Annotated in this window: 11 protein-coding genes and 1 pseudogene; 7 read left to right on the forward strand and 5 right to left on the reverse strand. The window is 72.1% G+C overall.

Annotated features, from left to right (window positions below; translation table 11 throughout):
- The coding region (locus C1I97_RS18255; RefSeq protein WP_111004279.1) for a sugar kinase at positions 1 to 922 on the reverse strand (922 nt) is incomplete at its 3' end.
- A gap of 135 nt (positions 923 to 1057) precedes the next feature.
- Between C1I97_RS18255 and C1I97_RS18260 the strand changes: the two genes are divergently transcribed.
- Both C1I97_RS18260 and C1I97_RS18265 read left to right on the forward strand, forming a co-directional pair.
- The gene (locus C1I97_RS18260) at positions 1058 to 2326 is read left to right on the forward strand and encodes an amino acid deaminase (RefSeq protein ID WP_111004280.1); all 1269 of its coding nucleotides are present in this window, start codon (positions 1058 to 1060) and stop codon (positions 2324 to 2326) included.
- A gap of 93 nt (positions 2327 to 2419) precedes the next feature.
- A complete protein-coding gene (locus C1I97_RS18265; RefSeq protein ID WP_111004281.1) occupies positions 2420 to 4096 on the forward strand; it encodes an N-acyl-D-amino-acid deacylase family protein in 1677 nt (558 codons plus the stop codon).
- On the opposite strand, the gene C1I97_RS18270 is transcribed toward C1I97_RS18265, so the two are convergent.
- Entirely contained in the window at positions 4097 to 4969 is an 873-nt protein-coding gene (locus C1I97_RS18270; RefSeq protein WP_111004282.1) for a trypsin-like serine peptidase, read from the reverse strand.
- 220 nt (positions 4970 to 5189) lie between these two features.
- Between C1I97_RS18270 and C1I97_RS18275 the strand changes: the two genes are divergently transcribed.
- Positions 5190 to 6401 (forward strand): pyridoxal phosphate-dependent aminotransferase, encoded by a 1212-nt coding sequence (locus C1I97_RS18275; RefSeq protein WP_111004283.1) that lies wholly within the window; start codon positions 5190 to 5192, stop codon positions 6399 to 6401.
- 102 nt (positions 6402 to 6503) lie between these two features.
- A complete protein-coding gene (locus tag C1I97_RS18280; RefSeq protein WP_111004284.1) occupies positions 6504 to 6917 on the forward strand; it encodes an SCO4983 family protein in 414 nt (137 codons plus the stop codon).
- A 679-nt stretch (positions 6918 to 7596) separates the two neighbouring features.
- Here C1I97_RS18280 and C1I97_RS39965 read toward each other — a convergent pair.
- Positions 7597 to 7773, reverse strand: a complete 177-nt coding sequence (locus C1I97_RS39965; RefSeq protein ID WP_181446782.1) for a hypothetical protein — start codon at positions 7771 to 7773, stop codon at positions 7597 to 7599.
- A 198-nt stretch (positions 7774 to 7971) separates the two neighbouring features.
- Entirely contained in the window at positions 7972 to 9804 is a 1833-nt protein-coding gene (locus C1I97_RS18290; RefSeq protein ID WP_111004285.1) for a phosphoenolpyruvate carboxykinase (GTP), read from the reverse strand.
- 287 nt (positions 9805 to 10091) lie between these two features.
- On the opposite strand from C1I97_RS18290, the gene trhA reads away from it, so the two are divergent.
- The 3 genes from trhA to C1I97_RS18305 all read left to right on the forward strand — a co-directional run bounded on the left by trhA (position 10092) and on the right by C1I97_RS18305 (position 12344).
- Positions 10092 to 10805 (forward strand): PAQR family membrane homeostasis protein TrhA, encoded by a 714-nt coding sequence (gene trhA, locus C1I97_RS18295; RefSeq protein ID WP_111004286.1) that lies wholly within the window; start codon positions 10092 to 10094, stop codon positions 10803 to 10805.
- A 95-nt stretch (positions 10806 to 10900) separates the two neighbouring features.
- Positions 10901 to 11527, forward strand: coding sequence for a TetR/AcrR family transcriptional regulator (locus C1I97_RS18300; protein ID WP_441349124.1), 627 nt, complete (start codon positions 10901 to 10903; stop codon positions 11525 to 11527).
- An 85-nt stretch (positions 11528 to 11612) separates the two neighbouring features.
- Positions 11613 to 12344 (forward strand): Mut7-C RNAse domain-containing protein, encoded by a 732-nt coding sequence (locus tag C1I97_RS18305; RefSeq protein ID WP_111004288.1) that lies wholly within the window; start codon positions 11613 to 11615, stop codon positions 12342 to 12344.
- Positions 12345 to 12359: 15 nt separating this feature from the next.
- Here C1I97_RS18305 and C1I97_RS18310 read toward each other — a convergent pair.
- A pseudogene (locus tag C1I97_RS18310) lies at positions 12360 to 12816 on the reverse strand (hypothetical protein); the annotation flags it as partial.

Here is a 12816-nt window from a genome sequence, read left to right on the forward strand (position 1 = left end):
GGCCGGCGAGGTCGCCGGGGACGGTGAGGGCGGCGGCGGCCATGAGGTGGCCGTGGCGGAGGCGGTCGCGGACGGGCAGTCCACGCAGGGTGGCGGAGAGGAACCCGGCGGCGAAGGCGTCGCCGGCGCCGACGGTCGCCACGACGGCGACCTGGAGGGACGGCACGGAGGTCACGCCGTCCGGGTGGAAGGCGGCGGCCCCGCCGGCGCCCTGCTTGACGACCAGGACGGCCGGCTCGGGCAGTACGTCCCTGATGGCCTCGGGACCTCCCCGGACGCCCCACGTCTGCTCGGCCTCGTCCCCGCCGACGAAGACGAGATCGGCGTCCCGCGCCAGCTCCAGCAGCACGCGGGCACCGCCCTCCTCACGCCACAGCCCGGGCCTGTGGTTGACGTCGAAGGAGACCAGCGGGCGGCCGGGGCGGGGCGCGAGGAGGTGCCGCAGGAGGTCCAGGCACGTCGGTGAGAGGGCGGCCGTGATGCCGGTCAGGTGCAGGACGCGTCCGGAGCGCAGCGCGACCTTGTCGACGTTGCCGGCGGCCATCGCCGAGGCCGCCGAGCCGGCGCGGTAGTACGCCACCTCGTGCGCGTCGCCGGCCCGGTCGCCGGCCGTGCGGAAGTAGACGCCGGTCGGGCGGTCGGGGTCGCGCCGCACGGAGGCCACGTCGACGCCGTACGCCCCGATCGCCTCCACCAGGTGGTCGCCGAAGCCGTCCGTGCCGACCCGGCTCACCCAGCGCGCCGAGTGCCCGGCGGCGGCCAGCGTGCAGGCGACGTTGGACTCGGCGCCGCCGATGCCCCGCTCGAAGGACGGCACGTCGGCGAGGCGGCCCGGTCGGGAGGGCAGGAACGTGACCATGGACTCGCCGAGCGCCACGACGTCCACCACGTCGGTGCCGTTGCGGGGTCCGCCTGCGGTCACGATGCTCGTAGCTCCTGGGGCGTCCGGGTCGCGGGGTTCTTCGTTGACCTCGCCTGGCCGGGATGTTAGACAGCGGTGAGCCGCATGTGCAATGAGCGTTGCAGTCAACGCAACACACCTGATCAGGGAGGTTCCATGAGCACCGAGGCGCTGGCCCGTCTGGCCGAGGAACGCGTCGACCACCGCTTCAAGGGCCTCCCGCCGGACGCGGACGGCCTGACCGTGGGCGAGCTGGCCGCCCAGCGCCGCAACCTGTTCACCGACGGCTTCGCCACCCCCGTGCTCGCCCTCTCCGCCGAGCGGCTGGAGCACAACCTGCGGCTGATGGAGACGTACGCGGCCCGCCACGGCCTCGCCTTCGCCCCGCACGGCAAGACCTCCATGGCGCCCCGGCTCTTCCAGCGGCAGATCGAGCACGGCGCGTGGGGCATCACGCTCGCGGTGCCGCACCAGGTGTGGGTGGCACGGGCGTTCGGCATCCGGCGGATCTTCCTGGCCAACGAGCTGGTGGACCCGGCCGCCCTGCGCCGACTCGCCGCCGAGCTGGACGCCGACCCGGCCTTCCGCTTCGTCTGCTACGTCGACTCCGTGCGCGGGGTGGAGCTGATGGACGCGGCCCTGAGGGGAGCCGGAGGGCGCCCGGTGGACGTGGTCGTCGAGCTGGGCGCCGGACAGGGCGCGCGGACCGGCGTGCGCACGGAGGCCGAGTGCGCGGCGGTCGCCGACGCGGTGGCGGCCACGGACACGCTGCGGCTCGTCGGGGTCGCCGGATACGAGGGCGAGGTCCCGCGGGCCGATGCGGAGCGGGTGCGCGCGTGGCTGCGCCGGCTCGTCGCGCTCGCCGCCGGCCTCGACAAGGCGGGGCGGTTCGCCCGGGCTGATGAGATCGTGGTGAGCGCGGGCGGCAGCGCCTGGTTCGACGTGGTGGCCGACGTGTTCGCGGAGATCCCCGGACTCTCCCTCCCCGTCCTGAAGTTGCTGCGCTCGGGGGCGTACGTCTCGCACGACGACGGCCACTACCGCGAGCTCACCCCGTTCAACCGCGTCCCGGCGGAGGGTGCCCTGGAGCCCGCCTTCCGCCTGTGGGCGCAGGTCGTCTCCCGCCCCTCCCCCGACCAGGCCTTCGTCAACGCGGGCAAGCGGGACGCGGCGTACGACCTCCACCTGCCCTTCGCCCAGGTGGTGCGCCGGGACGGCGTCGAGCGTCCGGCGACGGGCATCGAGGTCACCCGCCTGTCCGACCAGCACGCCTGGCTGAGCACCGGGCCCGGGGCGGACGTGGAGGTCGGCGACTGGATCGGCCTGGGGCTGTCCCACCCGTGCACGTCCTTCGACAAGTGGCCGCTGATCCCGGTGGCGGAGGCGGACGGCACGGTCGTCGACTACATCCGTACGTTCTTCTAGAAGTTTCAGCGGTTCCGGAAAGCAGAGGTTTCCGGAAAGCAGAAGTTTCCGAAAGCCCGCTTCCGGGACTCCCGGGACAGGAGACGACGCCCCATGGACCCCGTCGAACTCGCCGACTACGCCGACCTCGCCATCCGGGACGCGGACGTCGTCGACGGCACCGGCGCTCCCTCCTACCGCGCCGATGTCGCGGTCAAGGACGGCAGGATCGTCTCGATCGTCAAGGAGGCCGCGGCGGCGGGCTGCCAGCGCCCGCGGGCGAGGCGGGAGCTGGACGCGGAGGGCCTGGTCCTGGCCCCCGGCTTCATCGACATGCACGCCCACAGCGACCTGGCCCTGCTGCGCGACCCCGACCACAGCGCGAAGGCGGCGCAGGGCGTCACGCTCGAGGTCATCGGGCAGGACGGGCTGTCGTACGCGCCGGTCGACGACCGCACGCTGGAAGAGGTCCGCCGGGCGATCACCGGCTGGAACGGCCACGGCGACGACATCGACTTCGACTGGCGCTCGGTGGGCGAGTACCTGGACCGGCTGGACCGCGGCTTCGGCGGCGGGGGCATCGCGGTGAACGCCGCGTACCTGATCCCGCAGGGCACGGTCCGCGCGCTCGTCGTGGGCTGGGAGGACCGCCGGGCCACGCCCGGGGAGCTGGACCGGATGCGGCAGGTGGTCGCCGAGGGCATGGAGCAGGGCGCCGTCGGCATGTCGTCGGGGCTCACCTACGCGCCCGGGATGTACGCGGGGGACGCCGAACTGACCGAGCTGTGCCGGGTGGTGGCGGAGTACGGCGGCTACTACTGCCCGCACCACCGCAGTTACGGGGCCGGTGCGCTCCGGGCGTACGAGGAGACGGTGGCCCTCGCGCGCGAGGCGGGCTGTCCGCTGCACCTGGCGCACGCCACCTTGAACTTCGGCCCCAACAAGGGCCGCGCGCCCGAGCTGCTGGCGCTGCTGGACGACGCGCTCGCCACCGGCGCCGACATCACCCTCGACACCTACCCCTACACTCCCGGCTGCACCACCCTGGCCGCGCTGCTGCCGAGCTGGGCGAGCGAGGGCGGGCCCGAAGCGGTCCTCGGACGGCTCACCGACGAGACCGCCGCCGCACGCATCCGCCACGGCCTGGAGGTGACCGGCTCCGACGGCTGCCACGGCGTGCCGGTGGAGTGGGACACGATCGAGGTCTCCGGCGTCACCGATCCCGCACTGGCCGGGTACGTCGGCCGTACGGTGCGCCAGTCGGCGGCCCGGCGCGGCGAGGAGCCCTGGGCCACGGCCCGCCGGCTGCTGGTCGAGGACCGGCTCGGCACGACGGTCCTGCAGCACGTCGGCCACGAGGAGAACGTGCGGGCGATCATGCGCCACCGCGTCCACACCGGCGGCTCCGACGGCATCCTGCAGGGCACCAAGCCGCACCCGCGGGCGTACGGCACGTTTCCGCGGTATCTCGGCCGGTACGTGCGGGAGTTGGGCGTGCTGTCGCTGGAGGAGTGCGTCGCCCATCTGACCGGGCGGCCGGCGGCCCGGCTGCGGCTGACGGACCGGGGCGTGGTCCGCGAGCGGTACCGGGCCGACCTGGTGCTGTTCGACCCGGCCACCGTCGCGCCGGGCGCGACCTTCGAGCGGCCGCGCGCGCTGCCGGCGGGGATTCCGTACGTCCTGATCGACGGCCGGTTCGTGGTCGAGGACGGGCGGCGCACGGACGTACTGGCGGGGCGGGCGGTCCGCCGGACTCCGGTGCGACCGCCCGCCGCGCCATGGCGTCCGTGACTACGGCTTGGGCAGGGTGCAGCCGCTCCTGTTCAGGTCCAGCTGGTTGCCGGCGGCGAAGCAGGCGGGGATCTGGTAGGTCTGCTGGGCGTAGTTGATGCCCTTGCGGACGGTGACGTTGCCGCTCGCGTCGACCTCGCAGGGGTTGTTCACGGTGCAGCGGGCGCCGTCCTCGTTGCCGGTGTTGTTGACGGCGACGACCCTGCCGGTGGCGGTGTCGATGACGGGCGAGCCCGAGGTACCGCCGATCGTGTCACAGGCGGAGGTGTAGCGGAGGGAGTCCTTCCAGGTCCAGTTGCCCTCCTTCAGGCGGTAGACGAACCCGTCGACGTTGCAGCTGTAGATCCGCTTCCAGTAGCCGGAGACCACCTTGATGGAGGTGCCGGCGGCCGGACGGGTGTTGTTCAGGGTCAGCGCGTTGATGCCGTAGGAGCTCTTGATCTGTGCGTAGGTGCGGGTGAGCTGGTAGAGCGTGACGTCCGTGTCGGTCATGGTCGAGTAGACGACCTTGTTCGCCTGGAGCGTCGCGACACGGGTGCCGGCCGAGTTGAGCAGGCCGAAGGTGCGGCTGGAGGCCTTGTTGACGATGACCTGGCCGGGCGCCGGGAAGCCGGTCTCCAGGCAGTGGCCGTTGGAGAGCACGAGCGCCGGGTCGCTGTCCACGGAGCCGGGGAGGCGGACGACGGAGCCGGAGCAGTTGCTCAGCTCCACGGTGCCGGCGAAGTCGACGGCCGCGAGGGCGGGGGCGGCGCTCGCGGCCTTCTGCGCGGAGGCCGTGCCGCCGGCTTCGTGCGCGGGCGCGGCGACCGCGGGTGCCGCACCGGCCCCGGCGATCGCCAGGGCGAACAGCGCGGCGACGAGAGGCTTTCTCATGTGGGGGTCCCCTCTTACGACGGGGGCGACCGGAGCTCTTCCGGCCGCCCGCTTGTTTGTCATGTGCATTGTGAGCACGGAGGGGTGGGTGAACAAGGGTGCGGCGCCGAGCCGTAGGGCTTTCCCTGCCCTCGTATCGGCGGCGCGCGCCGACACGCGGATGTCTCACGTGGCGGATAACACGCGCCACGGGGCGTTACCCGGCCGTAAGCTCCTTGGCATGCAGGTGATCCAGTCGACCAAGCTCGCCAACGTCTGTTACGAGATCCGGGGCCCGGTGCTCGAGGAGGCGATGCGGCTCGAGGCCGCCGGTCACCGCATCCTCAAGCTGAACACGGGCAACCCGGCCGCGTTCGGCTTCGAATGCCCGCCGGAGATCCTGGAGGACATCCTCCGCAACGTCTCCACGGCCCACGGCTACGGCGACGCCAAGGGCCTGCTGGCCGCGCGGCGCGCGGTCGTCATGCACAACCAGACCCTCGGCATCGAGACGGACGTCGAGCACGTCTTCATCGGCAACGGCGTCTCCGAGCTGATCGTGATGGCCATGCAGGGCCTGCTGGACGACGGCGACGAGGTCCTCGTACCGGCGCCGGACTACCCGCTGTGGACCGCCGCCGTCTCCCTGGCCGGGGGCACGGCCGTCCACTACCACTGCGACGAGCAGTCCGACTGGATGCCCGACCTCGCCGACGTGGAGCGCAAGGTCACCGACCGCACCAAGGCGATCGTCATCATCAACCCCAACAACCCCACCGGCGCGGTGTACGACCGGGCCGTGCTCAAGGGGCTGACCGACATCGCCCGCCGGCACAACCTGCTGGTCTGCTCCGACGAGATCTACGACAAGATCCTCTACGACGGCGCCACCCACACGCCGACCGCGAAGGTCGCCCCCGACCTGCTGACCCTCACCTTCAACGGCATGTCCAAGGCGTACCGGGTGGCCGGCTACCGGGTCGGCTGGCTGTCGATCTCCGGCCCGCGCGCGCACGCCGACTCCTACATCGAGGGCCTGACGGTCCTGGCGAACATGCGCCTGTGCGCGAACATGCCCGGTCAGCACGGCGTGGTCGCCGCGCTCAGCGGGCGGCAGTCCATCGGCGACCTGGTGCTGCCGGGCGGGCGGCTGAAGGAGCAGATGGACGTCGCCTACGAGATGCTCACGCAGATCCCGGGCGTGACGTGCGTACGGCCCAAGGGGGCGCTGTACCTCTTCCCGCGCCTGGACCCCGCGGTCTTCAAGATCAAGGACGACCGGCGGATGGTGCTCGACCTGCTGCGCCGCGAGAAGATCATGGTCGTCCAGGGCACCGGCTTCAACTGGCCCGAGCCGGACCACTTCCGGGTCGTCACGCTGCCCACCGTCGGCGATCTGCGCGACGCCGTGGGGCGGATCGGGAACTTCCTGGAGGGCTACAGCCAGGCCTGACGCTCACCCTCGGTGCGCGTACGGACCGGTTCCGCGAACCGACTCAACTTTAGACGAGTTCTAAGGTAGGATGCCTTCTGTCAGAGCACAGGAGGCCGTCCCATGTACGAACCGATACGCACCGGGTCCTCCAGCACCTCCTCCGACTTCCCGCACCGTTCCCGCGAGGAGGAGCTGGACATCCAGCTCGCCGGCCATCTCGCGGCGCTGCTCGCCGTCACGGACGAACTGCGCGGCCTGGCCCCGTCCGCCGACCTGGACACGGCGGCCGAACGGCTCGCCGAGCAGGTGGCCCGGCTGCGGGCCTGTCACGCCCCGGTCCGCGCCTCGGCGCCGATGGCCGCCGGCAGCGAGTGCTCCGCCCTGCACGACCGCGCCCACGCCCTCGCCGGCCGCGCCCTCGTCGTCGCCGCCTCCCGCGCGGACACGACGGCGGCGATCCTGGCGGCCGAACGCATGGAGGCCCACGCGGCGGCCGCCCGGACCGCGCGGAAGAACCTGAGCCACGCCGGCTAGCCCCCAGGGAGGGCTCCTCGACCGGCCCCGGTCCGCGTGCACCCGCAGCGACACGCGGACCGGGCGCCATACCACTGTGTTCGGCCTGAGCGGGTGGGTCGTGGCAGGGGGGACGGGTTGTCCGGCGACGGAGCGGAAAGAAAGAGAAGCGTGACTGCTTCCGCCGCTGTCGTCCGGGACGCCGTTCGGGCGGATCTCGCCGCCGTCGCCGGCATCCACCGGCACTACGTCCTGCACAGTGCCGCCACGTTCGACGAGACGCCGCGCTCGATGGCGGAGTGGGAGCTGAAGTTCGACGACCTCACGGGGCGGGGGCTGCCGTTCCTCGTCGCGGAGGACGCGGAGGAGACGGGCGTGGGGTTCGCGTACGCCGGGCCGTGGCGACCGAAGCCCGCGTACCGGTTGCACCGTGGAGGACAGCGTCTCCCTCGCGCCGGACGCCGTCGGGCGCGGGCTCGGCGGTGCGCTGCTGCGGGAACTCGTCGACGCCCGCGCCCGCGCCGGGATCCGGCGCGTGATCGCCGACTGCGGCGGCGAGGCGGCGACGGCCGCGCCGCACCGGCGGTTCGGCTTCGCCGACGTGGGGCGACCGACCACGGTCGGGTACCAGCACGGCCGCTGGATCGACACGTTGCTGCCGGAACGGGCGCTGTCCCCGAAGGCCCCGGCGGGCCGGGCGTCAGCCGAAGATGACCGTCAGGACCACGAACAGCGCGAGAATCAGCAGCACGACGAACCACACCGGCCAGTTGCCGCGGCCGCCCGGCTCCTCGGGGCCGCCGCCACGCGGGCGGTCCTCGGCCAGGTCGGGGATCTCCGGACGGTCCCGGGTGTAGAAGTCCTCGTCTCCAGCCATGCCTCATCCCTCCTCCACCTGAACGCCTCCCGAGTACCCGGAAGAAACGGCGGCGACACGCCGGAGAGGCCGGGCGCGCACGCCGTTGTGCGCGCCCGGCCTCTCGGGTGGACGCCGCGGCCGGCCGGGCGACGTCGCAGGTCAGGGCAAGTCGGTCGGTCGGCCGCGGAGATCGGGCGGAAGTGGGGCAGGCCCTTGTCAGCCCAGGCGCTCGACGAGCGCGCGGTACTGGTCCCACAGCTCCTTGGGCGTGTGGTCGCCGAAGGTGTTCAGGTGCTCGGGGACCAGGGCGGCCTCCTCGCGCCACACGTCCTTGTCGACCGTGAGCAGGAACTCCAGGTCGGCGTCGGGCAGCTCCAGGCCGTTCGTGTCCAGGGAGTCCTTGGTCGGCAGGATGCCGATGGGGGTCTCGACGCCCTCGGCCCTGCCGTTCAGGCGCTCCACGATCCACTTCAGCACGCGGCTGTTCTCGCCGAAGCCGGGCCAGACGAACTTGCCCTCGTCGTTCTTGCGGAACCAGTTGACGTAGTAGATCCTCGGCAGCTTGGACTGGTCCTTGTCCTTGGCGACCTCGATCCAGTGGGCCATGTAGTCGCCCATGTTGTAGCCGCAGAACGGCAGCATGGCGAACGGGTCGCGGCGCAGCTCGCCGACCTTGCCCTCGGCGGCGGCGGTCTTCTCGGAGGCGACGTTGGCGCCGAGGAACACGCCGTGGTTCCAGTCGAAGGACTCCGTCACCAGCGGCACCGCACTCGCCCGACGGCCACCGAACAGGATCGCCGAGATCGGCACGCCCTTGGGGTCCTCCCACTCCGGCGCGATGATCGGGCACTGCGAGGCGGGGGTGGTGAAGCGGGCGTTGGGGTGCGCGGCCGGGGTCTGCGACTCCGGCGTCCAGGAGTTGCCCTTCCAGTCGGTCAGGTGGGCCGGGGTCTCCTCCGTCATGCCCTCCCACCACACGTCGCCGTCGTCGGTGAGCGCGACGTTGGTGAAGACCGAGTTGCCCCACAGCGTCTTCATCGCGTTGGCGTTGGTGTGCTCACCCGTGCCGGGAGCGACGCCGAAGAAGCCGGCCTCGGGGTTGATCGCGTACAGCCGGCCGTCCTCGCCGAACCGCATCCACGCGATGTCGTCGCCGATGGTCTCCACCGTCCAGCCGGAGATCGTCGGCTCCAGCATGGCCAGGTTGGTCTTGCCGCAGGCACTCGGGAAGGCGGCGGCGACGTACTTGGCCTCGCCCTGCGGGGGCGTGAGCTTGAGGATCAGCATGTGCTCGGCCAGCCAGCCCTCGTCGCGGGCCATGACGGAGGCGATGCGCAGGGCGTAGCACTTCTTGCCGAGCAGCGCGTTGCCGCCGTAGCCGGAGCCGTAGGACCAGATCTCGCGGGACTCGGGGAAGTGCGAGATGTACTTGGTGGAGTTGCACGGCCAGGGGACGTCCTCCTGGCCCGGCTCCAGCGGGGCGCCGAGGGTGTGCACGGCCTTGACGAAGAAGCCGCTGTCACCGAGCTCGTCCAGCACCGGCTGCCCCATGCGGGTCATGGTGCGCATGGACACCGCGACGTAGGCGGAGTCGGTGATCTCGACGCCGATCGCGGACAGCGGGGAGCCGAGCGGGCCCATGCAGAACGGGACGACGTACATCGTCCGCCCCTTCATCGAGCCGCGGAAGATGCCACCGTCCCCGTCCTCGCCCTGGAAGATCTCCCGCATCTCGGCGGGCGCCTTCCAGTGGTTCGTCGGGCCGGCGTCCTCCTCCTTCTCGGAGCAGATGAACGTCCGGTCCTCGACGCGGGCCACGTCCGACGGGTCCGAGGCCGCGTAGTAGGAGTTGGGGCGCTTGATCGGGTCGAGTTTCCTGAAGGTGCCCTTCTGGACGAGCTCCTCGCACAGTCGCTCGTACTCGGCCTCGGATCCGTCACACCAGACCACGCTGTCCGGCTGCGTCAGTTCGGCGATCTCGTTGACCCACGAGATCAGTTCCTTGTGGTGGGTGGGGATGACGGGGGGAGCCGCGATGTCGCGCGCCACGATCGCTCCTAAAAGAGGGTTTTCTGACTTGTCGCCCCGTGGGGGCTGCGACCCGGATGCTTCGTAGCCGCTCATCCGGTGCCGACCGCACTCATTTGATCATCCGACGAGAGTGCCCATATGTCCAGGGGGCCGCACAAGTGAGCAGCGTGATGAATCCCACGGTTTCCGCGATTCTTTGCGTCCGCCTTGGGTTCGGCTGAAGGACTTTTTGCGTTCGACGCGCTCTTCGCGGTCACTGTCCGACACTGACAGCCGACTTACCGTGCCGTAGGTACGATGCGCGCATGACTGCGTCCGCCCCCGACACGCCCCTGGACACGCCGGTCGCCGGCCGCGGTCCGGCCGCGCTCTCCCTGCCGCACCCGGTCAAGCCGAAGCTGCGCGGCTGGCTGCACCTCGGCATGTTCCCGGCCGTGCTGGTCGCCGGCCTGCTCCTCACCGCCCTGGCCAGCTCCACCCGCGGGCGGATCGCCTGCGGGGTCTACGCCCTCACCGCCTGCCTGCTCTTCGGCGTCAGCGCGCTGTACCACCGGGGCAACTGGGGGCCGCGCCTGGGCGGCGTCCTGCGCAGGCTCGACCACGCGAACATCTTCCTGATCATCGCGGGTACGTACACCCCGCTGGCCCTGCTGCTCCTGCCCGGCGCCAAGGGTCAGTGGCTGCTGTGGGGCATATGGGCCGCGGCCGTCGCCGGCATCGCCTTCCGCGTCTTCTGGGTGGGCGCCCCGCGCTGGCTCTACACCCCCTGCTACATCGCGATGGGCTGGGCGGCCGTCTTCTTCCTGCCCGACTTCCTGCGCACCGGCGGCATCGCGGTCCTGGTCCTGGTGGTCGTCGGCGGCCTCCTCTACAGCGCGGGCGGCGTCGTCTACGGCATCAAGCGGCCGAACCCCTCCCCGCGCTGGTTCGGCTTCCACGAGGTCTTCCACTCCTTCACGCTGGCCGCGTTCGTGGTCCACTACGTGGGGATCTCGCTGGTGGCGTACCAGCACGCTTAGCGAGAGGACGGGCTCCGCGCGTCCGGTGGCCGCGCGACCGGGGCGTACGCCCTGGTCATGGCCGACGCCGTGGCGGATGGCGGACAATGACCACCATGACGGCCGCACGCTCCACCCCCGCCGAACGTCCCCCGATGGGACTCCGGGAACGCAAGAAGCTCAAGACCCGGCAGGCGATCCGCTCGGCGACGTACGCGCTGGTCGAGGAGCAGGGGTACGACGCCACGACGATCGAGCAGATCGCCGACCGCGCCGAGGTGTCGCCGTCGACCGTCTTCCGCTACTTCCCCACCAAGGAGGACATCGTCCTCACGGACGAGTACGACGAGATCCTGCTGGAGGAGCTGCGGGCCCGGCCCGCGGACGAGCCGTGGACGGACTCCCTCCGGCATGTGATGCACAAGGCCCTGGCGCTGGGCGCGAGCGAGGAACCCGAGGTGTCCCGGCTGCGCGCCCGGCTGGGCGTCGAGGTGCCCGCGGTCCGCGCCCGGATGGTGGAGAGCATGTCGGCCGCCGGCCTGCTCATTCGCCAGGCCGTCGCGGACCGCACCGGACTGGACCGGGACAGCCTGGAGGTGCGGGTCTTCGCCATGTCCCTCATGGGCGGCCTGATGGAGGTCTCCCTGTACTGGGCCGAGAACGGGTGCGAGGGCGAGCTGAGCGACCTCATGGACCGCGCCATGGACGTCCTGGAACACGGGCTGCCCGCCGAAAAGCCCTGACAGGCCTGACAAGCCCTGCCAGGCCCAGCCAGGCCCTGCGGAAAATCCTGAGGTCCCGGCCCCCCGGCCATGCCATCCTGGCCGGGTGAACGGTCCCGAGATCCACGTCGAGTTCGCCCCCGGCCTGCGCCTGTTCGTCCCCCACGCCCGGCGTCGCGGCGCCACCCCGGTCGTCACCGACGGCGTCTCGACGCTCGGTCACGTCGTGGAGTCCCTGGGCGTGCCGCTCACCGAGGTGGGCGCGCTGGTGGTGGACGGCAGCGAGGTGCCGGTGTCGCACGTCCCGCGGGCGGACGAGACGGTGCAGGTGCGTACCGTGGCACGCCCCCAGCAGGTCCCCGGCGCCCCCCTGCGCTTCCTCCTCGACGTGCACCTGGGCACCCTCGCCCGCCGTCTGCGCCTGCTGGGCGTGGACGCCGCCTACGAGTCGACCGACATCGGCGACCCGGCCCTCGCCGCCCGCTCGGCCGCCGAGAAACGCGTCATGCTCAGCCGCGACCGGGGCCTGCTGCGCCGCCGCGAACTGTGGGCGGGCGCCTTCGTCTACAGCACCCGCCCCGACGACCAGCTCCACGACGTCCTCGACCGCTTCCGCCCCGGCCTCGCCCCCTGGACCCGCTGCACCGCCTGCAACGGCCTGCTCCAGGACGCCACGAAGGAGGAGGTGGCCGACCAGCTGGAGCACGGCACGCACCGTACCTACGACGTCTTCGCCCGCTGCCGCGACTGCGGCCGCGCCTACTGGAAGGGCGCCCACCACGACCGGCTGGAGGCGATCGTGGAGCGCGCCCTGGCCGGGTACGCCGACCGGAGGTGACGTACGGCTCCCGTGTCAGCCGCTCAGTGTGGTGTTCAGCGCGGTGCGCAGGCGGTCCGGGTCGGTGGTCGGGGCGTCGCAGGTGAAGTCGCGGCAGACGTAGGCGGTCGGCTCGCCCTGGACGAGGGGCCGGCCGGCGAGCAGGGGGAACTCGTCGCTCTCCGGGGTGCCCCAGGCGACGACCGCGCCGGGGGCGGTGCCCAGAAGTGCCGTACGGTGCAAGGCCCTTGCCGCCGTGTCGTCGAGGGACGGCACCGCGACGGCGACCTCGCGCGGCCCGTCGAGGACGGCCTCGGCGACGGCCAGCCCCCAGCCGATGAAACGGGGGACGCGCGGGCCGAGCGCCCGGACCACGCCCAACGCCCGCTCGGCGGCGGTGCGGTGGGCCTCGGAACCCGTGTGGGCCGCGTAGCCGAGCAGGGCGCCGGCGGCCGCCGTCCAGCCGGAGGGGGCGGCGTTGTCGGTGGGGTCC

It is taken from the genome of Streptomyces sp. NTH33 (genome assembly GCF_003236365.1).
Lineage (GTDB): Bacteria > Actinomycetota > Actinomycetes > Streptomycetales > Streptomycetaceae > Streptomyces.